Source organism: Citrobacter portucalensis, from assembly GCF_002042885.1.
GTDB lineage: Bacteria > Pseudomonadota > Gammaproteobacteria > Enterobacterales > Enterobacteriaceae > Citrobacter > Citrobacter portucalensis.
The window spans coordinates 507,289-525,773 of the sequence record NZ_MVFY01000001.1 but is presented as its reverse complement, the minus strand read 5'-3'; the positions used below and the strand labels follow the sequence as shown (position 1 = coordinate 525,773).

General features: G+C 49.7%; 22 protein-coding genes. 12 read left to right on the top strand and 10 right to left on the bottom strand.

Annotated features, from left to right (window positions below):
- Positions 1–124: 124 nt before the first annotated feature.
- A complete protein-coding gene (gene tyrR / locus BZK40_RS02575) occupies positions 125–1,669 on the top strand; it encodes a transcriptional regulator TyrR (protein ID WP_079934105.1) in 1,545 nt (514 codons plus the stop codon).
- Positions 1,670–1,722: 53 nt separating this feature from the next.
- Here tyrR and tpx read toward each other — a convergent pair whose 3' ends face one another.
- Positions 1,723–2,229 (bottom strand): thiol peroxidase, encoded by a 507-nt coding sequence (tpx, locus tag BZK40_RS02570; protein ID WP_003020437.1) that lies wholly within the window; start codon positions 2,227–2,229, stop codon positions 1,723–1,725.
- A 115-nt stretch (positions 2,230–2,344) separates the two neighbouring features.
- On the opposite strand from tpx, the gene ycjG reads away from it, so the two are divergent.
- Positions 2,345–3,310, top strand: a complete 966-nt coding sequence (ycjG, locus tag BZK40_RS02565; protein WP_008784909.1) for an L-Ala-D/L-Glu epimerase — start codon at positions 2,345–2,347, stop codon at positions 3,308–3,310.
- On the opposite strand, the gene mpaA is transcribed toward ycjG, so the two are convergent.
- Entirely contained in the window at positions 3,285–4,013 is a 729-nt protein-coding gene (mpaA, locus tag BZK40_RS02560) for a murein tripeptide amidase MpaA (protein WP_032943589.1), read from the bottom strand. The genes ycjG and mpaA overlap by 26 nt on opposite strands.
- Before the next feature lie 184 nt (positions 4,014–4,197).
- Here mpaA and mppA point away from each other — a divergent pair, with 184 nt between their 5' ends.
- Entirely contained in the window at positions 4,198–5,811 is a 1,614-nt protein-coding gene (mppA, locus tag BZK40_RS02555; RefSeq protein WP_008784907.1) for a murein tripeptide ABC transporter substrate-binding protein MppA, read from the top strand.
- Between the two features lie 194 nt (positions 5,812–6,005).
- Entirely contained in the window at positions 6,006–6,581 is a 576-nt protein-coding gene (locus BZK40_RS02550; RefSeq protein WP_032943587.1) for a hypothetical protein, read from the top strand.
- 537 nt (positions 6,582–7,118) lie between these two features.
- Here BZK40_RS02550 and BZK40_RS24600 read toward each other — a convergent pair.
- Together BZK40_RS24600 and BZK40_RS02540 are read right to left on the bottom strand one after the other, a co-directional pair.
- On the bottom strand, positions 7,119–7,283 hold the full coding sequence (locus BZK40_RS24600) for a hypothetical protein (protein ID WP_158654536.1): 165 nt from the start codon (positions 7,281–7,283) through the stop codon (positions 7,119–7,121).
- 80 nt (positions 7,284–7,363) lie between these two features.
- Positions 7,364–7,927: a MarR family winged helix-turn-helix transcriptional regulator gene (locus tag BZK40_RS02540; protein WP_079934103.1), complete on the bottom strand. Its 564-nt coding sequence runs from the start codon at positions 7,925–7,927 to the stop codon at positions 7,364–7,366.
- A gap of 114 nt (positions 7,928–8,041) precedes the next feature.
- Between BZK40_RS02540 and BZK40_RS02535 the strand changes: the two genes are divergently transcribed.
- Positions 8,042–8,272: a glutaredoxin family protein gene (locus tag BZK40_RS02535; RefSeq protein ID WP_008784905.1), complete on the top strand. Its 231-nt coding sequence runs from the start codon at positions 8,042–8,044 to the stop codon at positions 8,270–8,272.
- Positions 8,273–8,338: 66 nt separating this feature from the next.
- Complete coding sequence (locus tag BZK40_RS02530; RefSeq protein WP_060682141.1) at positions 8,339–8,623, top strand: Rho-binding antiterminator; 285 nt, start codon at positions 8,339–8,341, stop codon at positions 8,621–8,623.
- Here the strand turns inward: BZK40_RS02530 and BZK40_RS02525 are convergent.
- Complete coding sequence (locus BZK40_RS02525; RefSeq protein ID WP_008784903.1) at positions 8,620–9,390, bottom strand: DeoR/GlpR family DNA-binding transcription regulator; 771 nt, start codon at positions 9,388–9,390, stop codon at positions 8,620–8,622. The two genes, BZK40_RS02530 and BZK40_RS02525, sit on opposite strands and share 4 nt — an antisense overlap.
- Positions 9,391–9,510: 120 nt before the next feature.
- On the opposite strand from BZK40_RS02525, the gene BZK40_RS02520 reads away from it, so the two are divergent.
- The 4 genes from BZK40_RS02520 (at position 9,511) to BZK40_RS02505 (ending at position 12,232) form a co-directional block, all read left to right on the top strand.
- Positions 9,511–9,894, top strand: a complete 384-nt coding sequence (locus BZK40_RS02520) for a VOC family protein (RefSeq protein WP_079934102.1) — start codon at positions 9,511–9,513, stop codon at positions 9,892–9,894.
- Positions 9,895–10,066: 172 nt separating this feature from the next.
- Positions 10,067–10,696, top strand: a complete 630-nt coding sequence (locus BZK40_RS02515) for a carboxymuconolactone decarboxylase family protein (protein ID WP_079934101.1) — start codon at positions 10,067–10,069, stop codon at positions 10,694–10,696.
- Between the two features lie 32 nt (positions 10,697–10,728).
- The gene (locus BZK40_RS02510; protein WP_020996378.1) at positions 10,729–11,136 is read left to right on the top strand and encodes a cupin domain-containing protein; all 408 of its coding nucleotides are present in this window, start codon (positions 10,729–10,731) and stop codon (positions 11,134–11,136) included.
- A gap of 43 nt (positions 11,137–11,179) precedes the next feature.
- Complete coding sequence (locus tag BZK40_RS02505; protein ID WP_032943579.1) at positions 11,180–12,232, top strand: NAD(P)-dependent alcohol dehydrogenase; 1,053 nt, start codon at positions 11,180–11,182, stop codon at positions 12,230–12,232.
- 38 nt (positions 12,233–12,270) lie between these two features.
- Here BZK40_RS02505 and BZK40_RS02500 read toward each other — a convergent pair whose 3' ends face one another.
- The gene (locus BZK40_RS02500) at positions 12,271–13,302 is read right to left on the bottom strand and encodes a mechanosensitive ion channel family protein (protein ID WP_003840804.1); all 1,032 of its coding nucleotides are present in this window, start codon (positions 13,300–13,302) and stop codon (positions 12,271–12,273) included.
- A 245-nt stretch (positions 13,303–13,547) separates the two neighbouring features.
- Here BZK40_RS02500 and BZK40_RS02495 point away from each other — a divergent pair, with 245 nt between their 5' ends.
- Entirely contained in the window at positions 13,548–13,808 is a 261-nt protein-coding gene (locus BZK40_RS02495) for a DUF2534 family protein (protein ID WP_003020403.1), read from the top strand.
- 48 nt (positions 13,809–13,856) lie between these two features.
- Here BZK40_RS02495 and uspE read toward each other — a convergent pair whose 3' ends face one another.
- The 3 genes from uspE to ogt all read right to left on the bottom strand — a co-directional run bounded on the left by uspE (position 13,857) and on the right by ogt (position 16,421).
- Positions 13,857–14,807, bottom strand: a complete 951-nt coding sequence (uspE, locus tag BZK40_RS02490) for a universal stress protein UspE (RefSeq protein ID WP_008784897.1) — start codon at positions 14,805–14,807, stop codon at positions 13,857–13,859.
- Between the two features lie 151 nt (positions 14,808–14,958).
- Positions 14,959–15,711, bottom strand: coding sequence for a fumarate/nitrate reduction transcriptional regulator Fnr (fnr, locus tag BZK40_RS02485; RefSeq protein ID WP_003020397.1), 753 nt, complete (start codon positions 15,709–15,711; stop codon positions 14,959–14,961).
- 194 nt (positions 15,712–15,905) lie between these two features.
- Entirely contained in the window at positions 15,906–16,421 is a 516-nt protein-coding gene (gene ogt / locus BZK40_RS02480; protein WP_057067381.1) for a methylated-DNA--[protein]-cysteine S-methyltransferase, read from the bottom strand.
- Positions 16,422–16,646: 225 nt separating this feature from the next.
- Here ogt and smrA point away from each other — a divergent pair, with 225 nt between their 5' ends.
- On the top strand, positions 16,647–17,210 hold the full coding sequence (gene smrA / locus BZK40_RS02475; RefSeq protein ID WP_032943576.1) for a DNA endonuclease SmrA: 564 nt from the start codon (positions 16,647–16,649) through the stop codon (positions 17,208–17,210).
- 12 nt (positions 17,211–17,222) lie between these two features.
- Here smrA and BZK40_RS02470 read toward each other — a convergent pair whose 3' ends face one another.
- Positions 17,223–18,455 carry a GGDEF domain-containing protein gene (locus BZK40_RS02470; RefSeq protein WP_008784893.1) on the bottom strand — a complete coding sequence of 411 codons (1,233 nt, stop codon included), beginning with the start codon at positions 18,453–18,455 and terminating at the stop codon, positions 17,223–17,225.
- Between the last annotated feature and the right edge of the window lie 30 nt (positions 18,456–18,485).

The window sequence follows — 18,485 nt, the reverse complement described above, 5'->3', positions numbered from 1 at the left end:
TAACTTTACGCCCAGGCGCCCAATTTTCCAGCGCGCTGTCAATATTTGTTGACAGAGTTCTTCCTGCAAACCAAATACTGTCTTATCATTTAACACATAATCCCTTGTCCAGGTGAAGGTTCCTATGCGTTTGGAAGTCTTTTGTGAAGACCGTCTTGGTCTGACCCGCGAACTGCTCGATTTACTGGTGCTGAGAGGCATTGATTTACGCGGTATCGAGATTGACCCCATCGGGCGAATTTACCTTAATTTTGCGGAGCTGGAGTTCACCAACTTCAGCAGTCTGATGGCTGAAATCCGCCGTATTGCAGGGGTTACGGATGTGCGTACCGTACCCTGGATGCCTTCCGAACGTGAACATCTGGCGCTGAGTGCTCTGCTTGAAGCGTTGCCAGAACCGGTCCTTTCTCTTGATATGAAAAGCAAAGTTGAGATGGCGAACCCTGCGAGCTGTCAACTTTTTGCGCACACCCAGGAGCGGATGCGCAACCATACCGCAGCCCAGTTAATCAATGGGTTTAACTTTCAGCGCTGGCTGGAAAGCAATCCGCAGGATTCCCATAGCGAACATGTCGTGATTAACGGGCAGAATTTCCTGATGGAAATTACGCCTGTCCATTTGCAGGGCGAAAATCAGGAGCAGATGCTGACCGGCGCGGTGGTGATGTTGCGCTCCACCATCCGAATGGGACGTCAGCTGCAAAATATGACAACGCAGGATCTCAGTGCGTTTAGCCAGATTATTGCCGTCAGCGCCAAAATGAAACACGTCGTAGAACAAGCGCGCAAGCTGGCGACGCTGAGCGCACCGCTGCTGATTACTGGTAATACCGGCACCGGCAAAGATCTTTTTGCTCATGCCTGTCATCTGGCAAGCCCGCGTGCGTCGAAACCGTATCTGGCGCTGAACTGTGCGTCAATCCCTGAAGATGCGGTTGAAAGCGAGCTGTTTGGCCATGCGCCGGAAGGCAAAAAAGGGTTCTTTGAGCAGGCGAATGGCGGTTCGGTTCTGTTAGATGAAATTGGCGAAATGTCGCCGCGTATGCAGACCAAATTGCTGCGTTTTCTCAATGACGGCACGTTCCGTCGTGTGGGAGAAGATCACGAAGTTCATGTCGATGTTCGCGTGATTTGCGCAACGCAAAAGAACCTTGTGGAGCTGGTGCAGAAAGGACTTTTCCGTGAAGACCTCTATTATCGTCTGAATGTACTGACGTTAAACCTGCCGCCGCTGCGCGATTGCCCACAAGATATTATGCCGCTCACCGAACTGTTCGTGGCGCGTTTTGCCGATGAGCAGGGCGTGCCGCGTCCGAAGCTGTCCGCCGATCTCAGCACGGTGTTAACCCGTTACGGTTGGCCGGGCAACGTGCGTCAGCTTAAAAACGCTATCTACCGGGCGTTGACCCAGCTTGAAGGCTATGAGCTGCGGCCGCAGGATATTTTACTGCCGGATTATGATGCGGCAACGGTTGCGGTCGGAGAAGAGGTGATGGAAGGGTCGCTGGATGAAATTACCAGCCGCTTTGAACGCTCCGTGCTGACGCAGCTGTATATGAATTATCCCAGCACGCGCAAGCTGGCCAAGCGCCTCGGCGTTTCGCATACCGCGATTGCCAATAAATTGCGCGAGTACGGCCTGAGCCAACAGAAAAAAAGCGAAGAGTAATGCCGTAAATGAAAATGCCTCCATCCGGAGGCATTTTTGTATGCAAACGCAGCTTACGCTTTCAGTACGTCCAGCGCCGCTGTGTAGTCTGGTTCGTTGGTGATTTCATTGACCAGTTGGCTGAAGACGACGTTGTCATTTTCATCGATAACAACTACGGCACGTGCGGCCAGACCTTTCAACGGGCCTTCAGCGATTTCAACACCGTAGTTTTTCAGGAATTCTGCGTTGCGCAGGGTGGACAGCGTGATAACGTTGCTCAGACCTTCCGCGCCGCAAAAACGAGAGTGGGCGAATGGCAGGTCGGCCGAAATACACAGTACGACGGTATTGTCGATTTCTGTCGCCAGTTGGTTAAACTTACGTACCGATGCCGCGCAAACGCCAGTATCGATGCTTGGGAAAATATTCAGCACTTTGCGCTTGCCTGCAAACTGGCCCAGCGTAACGTCAGACAGGTCTTTAGCCACAAGGGTAAAAGCCTGAGCTTTGCTTCCAGCCTGAGGAATGGAGCCGGCAACTGCAACCGGGTTGCCCTGGAAATGAACGGTTTGTGACATGGTTATCTTCCTGTTTACATATAGTTAACGTCGAGGCTAGTTTATGCCATCAACAGTTAACACGGCAAACGCTATTTGCGGATATCCGCTTCAGGGACTGCATTAAGGAAAACAAATGAGAACAGTTAAGGTATATGAGGAAGCCTGGCCGCTGCACACTCCCTTTGTCATCGCCCGTGGGAGCAGGACCGAAGCGCATGTGGTTGTCGTCGAATTGACAGAAAATGGCGTCACAGGTATTGGCGAGTGCACACCGTACCCACGCTACGGTGAAAGCGATGCCTCTGTCCTGGCGCAAATTATGAGCATTGCACCACAACTGGAAAACGGACTGACGCGTGAAGAGCTGCAAAAGCTGCTGCCAGCAGGGGCTGCGCGAAATGCCGTAGACTGCGCGTTGTGGGATCTAAGTGCGCGTCAACAGCAGAAGTCGCTGGCGGAATTGGTGGGAAGTGAACTGGCGGAAGTGGTGACGACGGCGCAAACCGTAGTGATTGGCTCGCCGGAACAAATGGCTGCGAGCGCGGCTGCGCTGTGGGGAAATGGCGCAAAACTGCTGAAAGTTAAACTGGATGCTCGCTTGATTAGTGAGCGGATGGTTGCCATTCGTGCGGCTGTTCCTGACGCTACGATTATTGTCGACGCCAATGAATCCTGGCGGGCAGAAGGCCTTGCGGCACGCTGTCAGCTGTTGGCTGATTTAGGGGTGGCAATGCTGGAGCAGCCGCTGCCGGCTCAGGATGATGCCGCTCTGGAGAATTTTGTGCATCCGCTGCCCATCTGCGCAGATGAAAGTTGCCACACTCGCAGCAGCCTGAAAGCGCTGCACGGACGCTATGAAATGGTCAATATCAAACTGGACAAAACAGGCGGTCTGACGGAAGCACTGGCGCTGGCAACGGAAGCCCGCGAGCAGGGATTTGCGCTGATGCTGGGCTGCATGCTGTGTACCTCCCGGGCTATCGGTGCGGCGTTACCGCTTACGCCGCAGGTTAACTTTGCCGATCTTGATGGCCCTACCTGGCTTGCCAGCGATGCGGAGCCAGCCCTGCATTTTACGACCGGGCAGCTCCATCTCTAGGGTGCCAGCGCAGCAGATTGGACATGGCCAGCAGGTATTTTTCGCTCGCTTCATCCGATGAAATGGGCGGAAATTCGGCGGTTATGCAGTGTAAATTCAGGTCTGCGCACCAGCTACCAAAAGAGCCGGGCGTTTCATAACCTACGCTGGTGACCAGAGGCAATTCAAACGACTGTGCCAGCCACGCACCCAGCTCGCTGCTTCTGGGATCTTCAATACAGGCCAGTGGATCGTGAAAAGAGACTACCCAGGCGGGATGAATTCGGTGAATAAGCTGACACAACGCCTGGGTTTCTGGTTCCGAACCCGGACTTTCTCCGGTCAACAACACCACATCACGCTCTTCTGCGCTACTGTTCCAGCGATACACCGTTTCGCCCGCTCTCCAGTTTGCGGCGGGAAAATTACGGTTCAGATCGACGCCGTTCGCATTTGCGCGCAGCCCAAGCTGGCAACCGTCAGGGTTTACGGCCAGCACCACATGGTGGCGACGCAGGGAAGGGTTAAGCGTACGCAATGCGCAAGAAAGGGTAACGATCGAGGAGTTTTCGTCGCCGTGCGTTCCCGCCAGTATCAGGCCGCTTTCACGATCGGCTGCCAGTGCAGGAAACCAGATTAGCGGTGCGCCTAACAATGAACGTCCGTAATGTTCGGTTCCAGGTGGGAATGCGCCGCGCTCGGCACGGGGACGGGTAACGGTCATAGTCATCTCTGAATGCTTGGATTGTTACTCGCAGTGTTGTGCAAAATGTATGGATAATCAAATCGTTTTCACACACTTATCTTTTCAGGTGTAATATCACTTTCTTGTCGGAAGTTAATTGCATTTCCTGCTGGCGATACAAATAATTACACATTCACTTAGTAGCCGGAATTGAGGGTATCTTATGCAGCATTCTGTTTCAGTAACCTGTTGTGCGTTGTTGGTTAGCAGCATTTCTTTATCCTGGGCTGCTGATGTTCCCAGCGGAACGGTACTGGCAGAGAAACAAGAACTGGTGCGTCATATAAAAGACGAACCGGCGTCGCTTGATCCGGCAAAAGCCGTAGGGTTGCCTGAAATACAGGTAATTCGTGATCTATTTGAAGGGCTGGTCAACCAGAATGAGAAGGGTGAGATCGTGCCTGGCGTCGCTACCCAGTGGAAGAGTAACGATAACCGCATCTGGACGTTTACGCTGCGTGACAATGCGCAATGGGCGGATGGTACGCCGGTAACGGCGCAGGATTTTGTCTATAGCTGGCAGCGTCTGGTTGATCCAAAAACGCTGTCGCCGTTTGCCTGGTTTGCGGCGCTGGCGGGAATTAATAATGCTCAGGCTATTATCGATGGCAAAGCCACGCCTGATAAACTTGGCGTTAGTGCTGTCGATGCACGGACATTGAAAGTTCAACTGGATAAACCGCTGCCCTGGTTTGCCAATCTGACAGCGAGTTTTGCATTCTATCCGGTACAAAAAGCTAACGTTGAGAGCGGCAAAGAGTGGACCAAACCAGGCAATCTTATTGGTAACGGCGCCTATGTGCTCAAAGATCGCGTCGTGAACGAAAAACTGGAAGTGGTGCCGAACACGCATTATTGGGACAACGCCAAAACAGTGTTGCAAAAAGTCACCTTCCTGCCGATCAACCAGGAATCAGCTGCCACCAAGCGCTATCTTGCTGGTGATATTGATATCACGGAATCCTTCCCGAAAAATATGTATCAGAAACTGTTGAAGGATATCCCGGGTCAGGTTTACACCCCGCCGCAGCTTGGTACTTATTATTATGCTTTCAATACCCAGAAGGGACCGACCGCCGATTCACGCGTGCGTCTGGCGCTCAGTATGACTATCGATCGTCGTCTGATGGCGGAGAAAGTTTTGGGTACCGGTGAGAAACCGGCATGGCATTTTACGCCGGATGTAACGGCAGGATTTGTGCCGGAACCTTCACCGTTTGAGCAAATGAGTCAGGAAGAGCTGAACGCGCAGGCAAAAACGCTGCTGCGTGCGGCGGGCTATGGCCCACAGAAACCGCTTAAACTGACGCTGCTGTACAACACCTCAGAAAATCATCAGAAAATTGCTATCGCAGTGGCTTCTATGTGGAAGAAGAACCTCGGTGTTGACGTGAAACTGCAGAACCAGGAATGGAAAACGTATATCGACAGCCGTAATACCGGTAATTTTGATGTGATCCGCGCCTCATGGGTGGGTGACTACAATGAGCCTTCTACGTTCTTGTCGCTATTAACATCGACCCATACGGGCAATATCTCCCGCTTTAATGATCCGGCGTACGACAAAGTGTTGACCCAGGCAACTCTGGAGAATACAGAGAAAGCGCGCAATGCCGATTATAACGCCGCGGAGAAAATTCTGATGGAACAGGCACCTATTGCACCGATTTATCAGTATACCAACGGGCGTTTAATTAAACCGTGGCTGAAAGGGTATCCGATTACTAACCCTGAAGATGTGGCCTATAGCCGCACAATGTATATCGTTAAGCACTAGTTGAATACACTCTCCTGATAACCTTCGTTAACCTCATCTAAAACCAGAGCTGGCGCAGATTTCAGCGCCAGCACCTCTCGTATAATCGTAGTGGATGATGGCTTCTTTGAAACAGAGCGACGGGAAGAGGGTCATTGGATGCCACTACTAGCAGCACCGCAGCTGGACTGGGATAATCAGGTGAAGATTACTCTATGGGCGTATTCGCAAGGAAGATGAGAAAAATATTAATGATAATAAGGTTGCCAACAAAGATAGAGCTGATTTCATTCTGCTGTGCAGTCATTTGGGTTATTTGGTGTGCATGGGCAGACAAAATCACTCACGATACGTACCTTTTTGATGAGGGGCTTTATAAGTCAGTAATTGTTGGGACTTCCTTCCTAATAGGAATGTTCATTGCTTGGCGTGTGTACCTAAAGAATAAGTTCGCTGCAGGTATGGTTAAGAGGCTTTTTGGCGTTTGCCTCACCGTTATGATGTACCTGACTTTTATCTTTTGGAATGTTCCAGAGTTAATAATGATCTCATCAGCTAATAAGCATGTGAGTGACAATTACCGATTCAAGATGAGATACCCAACACAATCTGGAGGAAAAACCAGGTCATGTAAGGCTCATGTTATCTACTATGACACATATCTGAAGCGTGAAATCGCACTCTGTCACTGGGATGATGCTCCATCTTTTTTCTATACGGATTATATTCGCGTAGATAAGCTGATTTCAGGTATGGGCGGACAGATTATTTATCACGAAGCAGTTCATTGAGAAAATCCTATTCAAAGTTTAGCGGTCGCCATATGTCGGCCTTTTCTACTTCAGACTCACGGGAATCAACCACTACGTGCTTTGTTGATAAATCCAGCCGGTGAAGCCTGATCCACTACACACAGAATAACTATGTCTGAGCCAATCATAATTGCCAGTGGGGTGACCTCCGCTACGGTAGGGATCACTTTCGCCACTATGTTCTTGGATTTAAGGGATTGATCCTTAATCTGATTGCAATGTAACTCAGACTCGAAGTCTGTATCTCGCAGGACCAGTATGTCGTAGCTATCAGCGTAAGCCCCCCATTTAAAACGGGCTAAATGTTTAGACTCACCATTAGGGTCGGTTAAATATAGGACACCATCCACCATCCACCATTCCTGCGTCGTACTTGTATAGCGTTTTTAACGCCAGCACGGGTGATCATCAGAGGCATATCCTGACCACGTTCATCATACCTCGCACAGCCAGTATTGATTCACCACTCCCGTTGGCGTTAGTACAATTCCAGGCATTCAGTACAGAATTGAAGCCTTATGCGATGATGTTATGTTGTTCTTTAGCCGCTTGAGTTTGAGCACTGCGGGCCAGCGCTTTCTCTTCATCGTAGTGAGAGCCATAGCCAGCAAGGACAGTCGTCGCGGCAAACAACAACATTAATTGACGATATTGGTTGTCTGTATTCGTAATTTTATCCATTTAGAACAATGAAATACCATGTTCATTTATAATCAAACACTAACAGAGATAATGGCTGGTGTGATTTTGCACCAACCATTTTATGTTTCCGGCGGCTGATGCTCTCGGCAAATCAGCAATGAATCGTCTTCACTCAATCTCTCTTTCGTCAGATTACAAAATCCCTGACCATCAATTTTTTGGTGGAACCGACAGCTATGGCAAAGACCAAAGCCAGGCACATTGTTGGTCCTCTGGATCCCGCGTAACAGTTCTAACAGCAGCTCTCTGAGCACGATCGCCCGTTCACCCATTGCCAATTCACCCTCCACTAAAAACGTGGGGGGCAGCAGGGCTTCCAGTAAGGTATTGGCCGACTCACTTAAGTGTAGATGGACGCTGCGTTTATCGCGGGCATCCTGCTTACGAACAATCAGTCCTTTGCTTTCTAGCAGCTTCAGCGATTGCGATACGGTGCCTTTGGTGAGGCCAAGGTAGTCCGTTACGCCAAGCGGCGTATTGGAATAACGGTTGCAACGGGCCAGATACATTAACGCGCTGAGTTGTACTGGCTGTAGATCCGCCAGTAAAGGATGCTGGCGAAACCACATCCTTGTCAGGCTGGAAAGCCGGTCAAGTACGTCGAAAAGTGACATGTCGGGCATAACAAATCCTCCTCGGCATATAGTATCGATTAAAAACTATATTGACAAAGGGTAAAAGCAGCGTAGCATGAATTATAGTATCGAGCCGATACTATAATTTAAAGGAGATGTATCATGACTAAAGCTCGTTTCTATCATGCAGGTTGCCCGGTTTGTGTTTCCGCAGAACAGACACTTCTGCAGCATTTGTCTGCGGATGTTGAAATCGATGTGGTTCATCTGGGAGAGCAACCTGATCGGGTTGCTGAGGCTGAAGTGGCTGGAGTGAAATCTGTTCCGGCGCTGGTGATTGACGGCAATGTGCTGCATATTAATTTTGGCGCTCCCATTGAAGCGTTGAAATAGCTGGAAAGTTCGGGAAGTTGCGTTGGCGATTTCCCGAATATACAAGACGTTGGGGAAGGTAGCATGATGAAAACGACCGAAGAGTATCACCCGATAGATTGCGATCTTCATGATTATCTGGAAATCGCCTGCATGTACCACTATTGGTTGCGCATTGAACTAACGGATGGCACATGTTTTGATGCTAAAGCGCTGACGACGTGTACCACCGTGGAAAAAGAAGAATTTCTGGTAGTGGATCAATCTGAAAACCAGCAAAAAATTCGTCTGGATTATCTGTCAGCGATCACCGCGCTGACACCAGGAGCGACGTTTAGCACAGTTAATTTTCAGCGAGCCTACCGCGGTTAGACGGTATAAATTCGAATGTCGTGCGCCTGGAACGCTGTGGCGTACTCTTTGCTGATGTTGTCCTCTACAACAATCACATCGATATTGCTGCTTTCGGTAACGACATATCGGGCGACGGCTGGGATTTTTTCAGCCGTTAGCGCGACGATAGTTTCATTACATTGTTTAATCACCGCTTTTTTGAATTCACAATCCGCATAATCAAATCCCGTTAAGCCGGATTCAGGCGACATCGCGCAGCCGCCAATAAATCCCTGATCGAATAAAATGTCCTGCACTTGTGCGATGGCGGAAGCTCCCACGCACCCACCTGAAGATCTCTGCACCACGCCACCCAGCATAATGACTTCAAACAGCGGTTTTTTTAGCAAAACGGCGGCAATCTCCGGTGAATTTGTCACCACGGTTAACGCCAGTTCGGCGGGCAGAGCTTCTGCCATTGCCAGATTGGTGCTACCCGTGTCGATAAAAATACAGCTTCCAGATTTGACCAGTCGGGCACATCTCTGCGCGATGTTGCTCTTTTTGGCTACATTAATACTCTTGCGTACGTCGATGTCTTCGGATTCAGGGAGTGTAATGACCGCGCCACCATAGACTTTTTTACACACGCCATCTTTGCTCAATTCATGCAAATCACGACGAATTGTGTGTTCAGAAACACCTAATCGGTTAGCGAGTTCAGAACAAATGACCCTGCCGTTTTCTTGCAGGATCTGAAAGATAAGCGCCTGGCGCTGTTCCGGGAATGCGGCGTAATCGAGCATAGATACTCCAGGTGAAATAAACATCGAGCAATAGAGTGCATGATCGTGCATTATGATTAACGATGTCAACATCCCCTACAGGGGCCTTACTATTCTGGATACAACGGGAAGAGGTTCGCTATGAAGATTGCGCATATGGCGTTATGGACACAGGATCTCGAGCAGCAAGCTCGCTTCTGGGTCTCGTTTTTTGACGGTAAGATCAACGAGAAATACCGCAGTAAAACCAATCCTGGGTTTGAATCTTATTTTGTCAAAATTGGCGAGGAAATTGCGATTGAGTTAATGACCAAACCGGGTCTTATCGGGCAGCAACCTGACAATAATCGTTGCGGATGGGTACACCTCGCCATTTCTGTTGGCGGCAATGAAAATGTCGATGCCATTGCATTGCAAGCGCAGGAACAGGGGATATTAGTCTCAGGTCCGCGCACTACTGGCGATGGTTATTACGAAGCGGTGATAAAAGATCCTGACGGCAATTTAATTGAGATTGTGGCGTAAGTCTTCAATCAGTTACCTGCAAATAAAGAGTACCTGCTGCTGATTATTGATGAGCACAGTTCATAAGTTTGTCCTTCTTTTCCTCTCTAATCACCGACACGTCGAGTCTCTATAATTTTACTGTTTTCAGCCCCCGGTGGTGCAATGTTGCCACCGTTTTGGAGAGTCGAATATGCAATACCAACTGGATGCCAGACAACAGGCAATCATCCCCATTGCGGCATTCACTGCCACAGGACAGATGGAAAAGCTGGACGTCGCGCTCAACGCCGGACTGGATGCGGGACTCACGCTCAGTGAAGTAAAAGAGATCCTGCTACAGCTCTACGCATACTGCGGTTTCCCTCGCAGCCTGAACGGTCTGTCCTGCTTTATGTCGGTGGTGAAAAGTCGAAGCGAGAAAGGGCTTTCAGACGACGAAGGTAGAACGGCCACGCCGCCACCTGCAGACTGGAACAGTGTTCAGGCTGGGAGCCTAACTCAGACGCAACTGGTTGGACAGCCTGTAAGCGGTCCGCTGTTTGACTTTGCACCCGCTATTGATGTCTGGCTTAAAGCACATCTGTTTGGCGATATTTTTCAGCGAGATGTACTTGACTGGCAGGACCGTGAATGGGTGACCGTTTCGGCGCTGGCCGTTCTGGGCGGCGTTAACAGCCAGTTGAAAAGCCATTTTGCGATATGCCTTAACATCGGGATCCTCCCTGAGCAACTCAGTGAGTTTATTACGATACTCGAACAGCACTGTGGAGCCGGGATTGGGGAAAATGCCCGTACGGTTCTTGATGAATGTCTGGTATGAACACCGCGGACATTATCCATACTGGAGTCACTATGAACGAACAATTTGATGGTAACAGCGTCTTTCCACGTGGAGAGAAAAATGAAGCGTATGCGAAGTATTTCACTGGCGACAGCTATCTGACCATGCTCTCCATGGAAGGCGTGGTAATTGGCAATGTCGCATTTGAACCGGGTTGTCGTAACTTCTGGCATGTTCATCATGAGGGTGGACAAATATTGCTGGTGACCGGTGGCAGAGGCTGGTATCAGGAGTGGAATAAACCTGCACGTGAGCTGAAAACCGGCGATGTCGTGCACATTCCGGCGGGAATGAAACACTGGCACGGCGCCGCGCGTGATAGTTGGTTTGCCCATATCGCCGTGGAAATCCCGGCCCCTGGCGCGTCGAACGAATGGCTGGAACCGGTTAGCGACGCTGAGTACAACCTGCTGCCCTGAACTATGCTGGTTCTGGTAACACCTAATCCCTGAGGAGATCTCAATGGTCATGAATGTGAAGGGTTATGCTGCTCTGGCGGTGAAAGAAGATTTAGTCCCCCATAATTTTGTTCGTCGCGATCCGCGTGAAGATGATGTGGTTATCGATATTTTATACAGCGGTGTATGCCACTCGGATATTCACAACGCCTACAACGATTGGGGCGGTGCTAAATATCCGATGGTACCAGGGCATGAGATCATTGGCCGCGTGGTGCATGTTGGTAAGTCGGTAACAAAATTCAAAGTGGGCGATCTCGCAGGGGTCGGCTGCATGGTTGATTCGTGTCAACACTGTAGCGCCTGCGAGCAGGGGCTAGAGCAGTATTGCGAAGAAGGTAACACGCTAACGTATAACGATATCGACCGTCATGACGGTCTGCCTACTTTCGGCGGCTATTCTGACAAAATTGTCGTTACCGAAAAGTTTGTGGTGAAGGTCCCTGAAGGGATCGATTTACGCGGTGCGGCGCCGCTGCTTTGCGCCGGGATCACAACATGGTCGCCTCTGCGCCACTGGCAGGTAGGCGAGGGCAGTAAAGTCGCGGTTGTCGGTCTGGGTGGACTCGGGCATATGGCAATCAAACTTGCAAATGCGCTGGGCGCGGAAGTTACGCTGTTTACGCGTTCACCGGGCAAAGAAGCTGATGCCAGACGTTTGGGTGCCAGTCACGTTGTGCTTTCCACTGACAGTGAACAGATGAAAGCGACAGCGAATCAGTTTGATCTGATTATCGATACTGTGCCCTACGTTCATGACCTGAACCCTTATATCCCAACCCTGGCGCTAAGCGGTACGCTGGTGCTGGTCGGTTATCTTGGTGCGTTGGATCCGTTTCTGAATACGGTTCCCCTGATCCTTGGGCGTAGGTCTGTGGCGGGTTCAGTTATCGGCGGCATTGCTGAAACGCAGGAGATGATGGATTTTTGCGGTCAGCATGGTATTACCGCCGATGTCGAAGTGATCGATATTCAGGATATTAATCGTGCCTGGCAGCGGATGTTGAAAAGCGATGTGAAATACCGCTTTGTAATTGATATTTCCTCATTGAAATAAGTACAAAAAAGACGCGGATTTCCGCGTCTTTTCTTTTGTTAGTGTGTCAATGGCGATGCTTCAGGATTATCCATATACAGCGTCTGGCTGGGGAATGCAAAGTCGGCGCCGTTTGCCTGGACTATCGTGATAATCTTTAAATAAACGTCTTGCTGTACCGCGAGCCATTCCTTCCAGACGGTGGTTTTCGTGAAGCAATACACCATGATATTCAACGATGAATCGGCAAATTCATTAAAATAGACCAACAGAGTTTGTTTCTGGTCTATTCCAGGATGGTTTTGCAGCATTTCTCTGACCGACTCGACAACGGCACCGACTTTATCGGCATCCTCATATCGTAACCCGATCACCGTTTTAATTCGCCGGTTGGTCATGCGCCCTGGGTTTTCTACGCTGATGGAGGAGAAAATCGAGTTTGGCACATACAACGGACGATGGTCGAAGGTGTTTATTTTAGTCATTCGCCAGCCAATTTCTGCTACCGTGCCTTCAATATTGCGGTCCGGGGAGCGGATCCAATCGCCTATGCTAAACGGTCTGTCGAAATAGAGCATAATGCCTGAGAAAAAGTTGCTCAGAATATCTTTCCCCGCCATACCCACTGCGATACCGCCAATACCGCCAAAGGTTAACAGGCCGGATAAGCTCATACCGAAGTGTTCGCCATACAGTAAAATGATGGCAACCACGATGGTAATCTTGATGATACGCGACAGGATCCTCGCGCTGGTGATATCTCTGCCTTTATTAATCTGCGTCTTTTCAAACTGATTAATCACCAGAAAAAGTTTGATGGTCAGGATCAACGCAATCAACGAGGTGCAGATAAAGTCGACCACGCTGGGGGAGATAAATTTCAGGCTGTAACTTTCGATAACGTTATTAGCAATGCTGCCAAACGTCCCAATGATAATGGCATAGACAAAAAATTGTGCGGCATGAAATATGAATCCTTTGCAGCGACGCTCTCCACGATGATACCAGACGCTCATCAGGACCAGCGCGGCACAGCAGCTAAGAATTACCGTCAAATTAAACGCATTATTCATAAACAGTTCAGCGATCATGATTCTTCCTGGCAACTCCGTGTTAGCTAAATATCATCTGACATCCTAATCCCCAGATATTTTACTCAGTTAAGGCAGTCAGATCATTAATCAAAAGGAGAGATAAATAATGCAATCAGCGCTATTTTCAGCGAAATAACGCTGACGTCAACCCTGTATGCGGTTTATGTAGCAGACAGTCAGTTGATGTCATGGTATTGTTAGCGCAAAGTAACAAGGTTTTTCATTTGCAAAAGGACAGTACTATGATCATGGCTAAGCTGAAAACAGCGAAGGGACGGAAGTTTCTGTTGTGCCTGCTTGGAGTGTTTATTATCGCAGCGTCGGTCGTGACGCGAGCGACGATCGGTGGCGTTATTGAACAGTATGACATTCCGCTATCCGACTGGACCGCTTCAATGTACGCCATTCAATCTGCAATGATTTGTGTCTACAGCATGGTGTTTACGATTCTGTTGGCTATCCCGCTTGGTATCTATTTCCTCGGCGGTGAGGAGCAACACTAGGCGTTTAAAATGCCGGATGATATCGCCATCCGGCATTTCATTGTGTGGTTAATCGTCTTCTTCGTCGTCCAGTTCAACTGGCGTCTGATATTCATCCGGCTTGATGACCAGCAGGTCACAGCGTAGATGATCGATAACCTGTTCCGCGGTATTACCAAGAAACGCAGCAGAAATACCGGTACGTCCGACGGTCCCCAATACCACAATACCCGCCTGCAAGTGCTCGGCTAAATCAGGAATGACCTCTTCAGGTAAGCCTTTTTCAACGTGCGTCACTTTCTCATCAATACTGAATTTTTGGCGTAGCGCCTTCATGGCCAGCAGATGCTGTCCACGGATTGCGTCGTTATAAACGCTGGGATCAAATTCAGGCAGTTCAATCGCGATGTTGATTGGTGTGACAGGGTAGGCGCCTACCAGATGCACTTCGGTATGGTTAACCTGTTCTGCAAGCTGTAGCGTCTCTTTGACCAGTTTTTCATTGAGCGCGTTGTGATAAGCCTCTTCACTGGCGAGGTTTACGGCAACCAGTGCTTTACCCCCTTCAGGCCATGGCTGGTCTTTCACCATCCATACCGGACTTGGACATTTACGCAATAAATGCCAGTCGGTTGGCGTAAATATTACGGCTTCGAGGCGGTCGTGTTGGTGCGCCATCTTGAGGACCAGATCATGCCTGGCACTGATGACTTCCTGGATGATGGCTTCAAAGGGTCGGTTATGCCAGACCACTTTAATATCCAGAGGGATCCCTGCTTCGATATAGTATTTCGCTTGTTCACGTATCCATGCAGTTCGCTGGCTGATGACCCCCTGACGCATTGCCGTACGCTCATCAGGCGACAGCAGGGTAGTCATCTCATAGGAAAAGTCATAGATCGGCAAAAAGGCTTTAATTTTGCCACCAATCCGTTGATGCAAATAAACAGCTCGCCGTAATGCTGGTTGATCGTCCTGGTTAGGGTCGATGACGACCAGCATATTTTTATACATAGCCATACAGGGTCTCCTTACAACTGTCATCGCAGTTTGTAACTAAAAGAGTAACCCAATAATGTGGTTTGAAACAGGGAATAACCTCCTGCCAGATCAATAAATCGGGAAAATTTAGCGATTTGACAGAAGGATAACAGAGAGGCTTGCGGAAAGATTACGCAACGTTACGCGTGTGGCCGGCAAGAACTGCCAGCGCGTCGCTGTTCTCAATAGTGATATATTTGCCTTTCACCGCCAGCATGCCGCTTTTCTGGAAACGACCCAGCAGGCGGCTGATGGTTTCAACCGTCAGACCGAGGTAGTTACCAATGTCGCCACGGGTCATGGTCAGGCGGAATTCACGAGGCGAGAACCCACGCTGGGCGAAGCGACGAGACAGATTGTAGATAAAGGCCGCCAGGCGCTCTTCAGCGTTTTTCTTCGACAGCAACAGGATCATATCCTGGTCGCCTTTGATTTCGCCACTCATCAGACGCATCATCTGCTGACGCAGGTTCGGCATCTTACCGGACAGGTCATCAAGGGTTTCGAAAGGAATTTCGCATACCATTGAGGTTTCCAACGCCTGAGCAAAGCTCGGGTGATGGCCGCTGCCAATGGCGTCAAAACCTACCAGGTCACCCGCCAGATGGAAACCGGTAATTTGCTCATCGCCTTGTTCGGTAATGGTATAGCTTTTTATCGTTCCGGAGCGGATAGCGTAGAGTGATTTAAGCTCATCACCTGCTTTAAAGAGCGTCTGCCCTTTTTGGATAGGCTTTTTGCGCTCGATGATGTTATCGAGCTGGTCAAGCTCATGCTCGTTAAGTGTGAACGGGATGCAAAGCTGGCTGATGCTGCAATCCTGGCAATGGATAGCACAACCGCCAGACTGAATGCGCCGTATAATTCGCTTTTCCGGGATCATAGGTCTGCTCAAGCCGTAATTGATATTTGTCAATTTTAACATCTTTTTGGTGAGCACGTAAGCCTGAGCTACTCCCAATAGAGAATAATTCAGGCATAACTGGAGCGAATGTTTGTATCTGCTTGATTAACCACACTTAATTTGGGGTCGGATTATGCGGAAGTGTGATGAATAAGGCATTAATTGCCTGGAATCTAGAGTAGCAAATAACCTTCGTGGCGCAATAACCACTCTTTTCGTTGTACACCGCCGGCATATCCGGTCATGGTGCCGTTACGTCCAATGACGCGATGACAGGGAACCACAATGCTTACTGGATTGGAGCCATTAGCAGCGCCGACGGCTCTTGCAGCGCCGGGGCGCCCCAACTGTTCGGCCAACTGACCATAATGCATGACCTGCCCGCAGGGGATAGTGCGTAATGCTTGCCAGACTTCACGCTGGAAAGGCGTCCCAGCGGTTGCCGTTTCCAGCGTGTCAATGATGCTGAGGTTTCCGGCAAAATACTCAGAGAGTTTGTCGCTTAATCCACCAGGATTTTTGGCGGCAATGCGCTGATAACCTTCTGTACGGTAATGAATATCAAGCAATTGTTCCATGCGATCGCTGTGCTGATCCCATTCCACTGCGCGCAGGCGAAATTGCTCATCACAAATAACCCACAGCGGGCCCAGCGGCGTGTCGATGGTGTCTTCCAGTAAGTTAAGCATCCGTTTCTCTCATTACAGCATTCAGGCGAGGCTACACATTATCACGCCAGTGACCGTCGCAGCTATACCCCTAAAAACGGATATCAACTTGTCGTGGGTAGATCGGTTCAGCGCGGAGGATCCGGTTAATTATTGGAAATAATCGTAAACCGTTACCAGTACAGTTGTCGGTATAATAGTGCGCGGTTATGATAATGCCCGTCGCAATACGCTGGAGGATGAAACATGAACCTTGATGATGCATCGCTGTTTCTTGACGCAATGGGGGATGTTCAACCGCTGAAAAACCATGCCGATGTGCACTGGCAGCCCATGCGTAATCTTCGCACTCCGGCGCGTATCGATACGCTACAACTGGATAATTTTCTCTCGACGGGATTTCTCGATATTGTCCCGTTGAATGTGCCGCTCGAGTTTCGTCGCGAAGGTTTACAGAACGGCGTGACCGACAAGCTGCGAAACGGAAAATACCCGCAGCAGGCGAGCCTTAATCTTATTCGCCAACCTGTTGAAACATGTCGCCAGATGCTCTTTAGCTTTATTCTGCAGGCGCAGCAGGAAGGGTTGCGTAACGTGCTGGTGATACACGGCAAGGGACGTGACGATAACTCCCATGCCAATATTGTTCGCAGCTACGTGGCGCGCTGGTTGACGGAATTTGACGACGTGCAAGCATACTGCGCCGCACTGCCGCATCATGGCGGCAGCGGGGCATGTTATGTGGCATTGCGTAAAACCGCACAGGCAAAACAGGACAACTGGGAGCGTCACGCTAAACGCAGTCGCTGAACGACGTAAACATCAGGCGGCCAGCACTCTGTTCCTGCCTTCGTTCTTGGCTTTGTACAACGCGTCGTCAACGCGTTTGAATAGCTCATCGATGCTTTCATTTGTTTCGTGCCGAGCTACGCCAATGCTGACGGTAAAGCGGGGAAGGCCCGGGAGAGTCACTTTGGCCACCGTCGCCCGTATCACTTCTGCGAGATTGAGGGCAATATCTAACGAGGTTCGCGGCAGCAGCAGCACAAATTCTTCACCTCCCCAGCGAAAAATCAGATCATCCTTTCTTGCACAGGATTCCAGTGTGCGTGCCAGAGCGCAAAGTACCTCATCACCTTTTAAATGACCAAAAAGATCGTTAATGCTTTTAAAGCGATCGGTGTCGATCAACAGCAGGCTGTAATCCTGTGTCAATGACATCGCGTGGGTCTGTTCCGGCTCGGTTACCTGATAAAAATGTCGGCGGTTAAGCAATCCCGTTAAGGCGTCACGCAGGGCCGCACGCTCAAGCTCCTGTTCCAGCCGTTTTTGCTCGGTAATATCATGAATAATGCACAGCATGAGCTTATTACCGTAGATTTCAATTGGCCCGGCGTAGGTTTGTACGTGACGGGATGTGCCGTCTGCCAGTTTATGCACAAAATGCAAAGGTTTATGGCCACCGGGAAGATGGGCGATTTCATGCATCACCGGGAGTATATGACGGCCCAGCGTATTGATTTCCCATGTATGTTTCTGACACATCGTATCATGGCTATAGCCATAAAAATTTAGTGCACTGAGATTTGCATCAACGATAAGCCCATCACGGGACGGATCGATAAGCAACATTGGGGCCGAGTTAGTCTGGAAAAAACGCGCGTAAAATCCCTGTTTTTTTCGCTGATAATTCGCTGAACGGCTCGCTTTCAGACCTTGTGAAGTCGGTGTTTCAATGCCTTCGAAAAGAATAACGTCACCTGATTCCGGCAGAGAGCGGATGGACAGGCGGCTGGCCATCGCGACGTCTTCACCTTCGCGGCAAACCGTAAGGATTTCTACAATGTCGTGATGATTTCTCAAATCGCTGAGATACATGGTTAAATCATTTTGGGCATGAGTTGAAAATATGCCCTTGCGGAGTAGAGAAAAGCAGGGGGCCTGCATCAGTTCCCGTGCAACGGTATTAGCGAACACCAGTTCTTCGGTATGCGGCGAAACAATCCACACCGGCAGGGTTAATAAATCCAGTGAATGCAGCTCGGTTGTGCTCATCGATAATCCCGTTATCTTTATCTGCTGTGT

Coding starts and splice junctions, on each gene's coding strand:
- fnr (WP_003020397.1), bottom strand. CDS start 15,711: ATGATCCCGGAAAAGCGAATTATACGGCGCATTCAGTCTGGCGGTTGT.
- tpx (WP_003020437.1), bottom strand. CDS start 2,229: ATGTCACAAACCGTTCATTTCCAGGGCAACCCGGTTGCAGTTGCCGGC.
- BZK40_RS02470 (WP_008784893.1), bottom strand. CDS start 18,455: ATGAGCACAACCGAGCTGCATTCACTGGATTTATTAACCCTGCCGGTG.
- tyrR (WP_079934105.1), top strand. CDS start 125: ATGCGTTTGGAAGTCTTTTGTGAAGACCGTCTTGGTCTGACCCGCGAA.
- BZK40_RS02535 (WP_008784905.1), top strand. CDS start 8,042: ATGACTAAAGCTCGTTTCTATCATGCAGGTTGCCCGGTTTGTGTTTCC.
- uspE (WP_008784897.1), bottom strand. CDS start 14,807: ATGGCTATGTATAAAAATATGCTGGTCGTCATCGACCCTAACCAGGAC.
- BZK40_RS02520 (WP_079934102.1), top strand. CDS start 9,511: ATGAAGATTGCGCATATGGCGTTATGGACACAGGATCTCGAGCAGCAA.
- BZK40_RS02515 (WP_079934101.1), top strand. CDS start 10,067: ATGCAATACCAACTGGATGCCAGACAACAGGCAATCATCCCCATTGCG.
- BZK40_RS02495 (WP_003020403.1), top strand. CDS start 13,548: ATGATCATGGCTAAGCTGAAAACAGCGAAGGGACGGAAGTTTCTGTTG.
- BZK40_RS02550 (WP_032943587.1), top strand. CDS start 6,006: ATGGGCGTATTCGCAAGGAAGATGAGAAAAATATTAATGATAATAAGG.
- BZK40_RS02510 (WP_020996378.1), top strand. CDS start 10,729: ATGAACGAACAATTTGATGGTAACAGCGTCTTTCCACGTGGAGAGAAA.
- mpaA (WP_032943589.1), bottom strand. CDS start 4,013: ATGACCGTTACCCGTCCCCGTGCCGAGCGCGGCGCATTCCCACCTGGA.
- BZK40_RS02505 (WP_032943579.1), top strand. CDS start 11,180: ATGGTCATGAATGTGAAGGGTTATGCTGCTCTGGCGGTGAAAGAAGAT.
- ycjG (WP_008784909.1), top strand. CDS start 2,345: ATGAGAACAGTTAAGGTATATGAGGAAGCCTGGCCGCTGCACACTCCC.
- mppA (WP_008784907.1), top strand. CDS start 4,198: ATGCAGCATTCTGTTTCAGTAACCTGTTGTGCGTTGTTGGTTAGCAGC.
- smrA (WP_032943576.1), top strand. CDS start 16,647: ATGAACCTTGATGATGCATCGCTGTTTCTTGACGCAATGGGGGATGTT.
- ogt (WP_057067381.1), bottom strand. CDS start 16,421: ATGCTTAACTTACTGGAAGACACCATCGACACGCCGCTGGGCCCGCTG.
- BZK40_RS02500 (WP_003840804.1), bottom strand. CDS start 13,302: ATGATCGCTGAACTGTTTATGAATAATGCGTTTAATTTGACGGTAATT.
- BZK40_RS02525 (WP_008784903.1), bottom strand. CDS start 9,390: ATGCTCGATTACGCCGCATTCCCGGAACAGCGCCAGGCGCTTATCTTT.
- BZK40_RS02540 (WP_079934103.1), bottom strand. CDS start 7,927: ATGCCCGACATGTCACTTTTCGACGTACTTGACCGGCTTTCCAGCCTG.
- BZK40_RS24600 (WP_158654536.1), bottom strand. CDS start 7,283: ATGGATAAAATTACGAATACAGACAACCAATATCGTCAATTAATGTTG.
- BZK40_RS02530 (WP_060682141.1), top strand. CDS start 8,339: ATGAAAACGACCGAAGAGTATCACCCGATAGATTGCGATCTTCATGAT.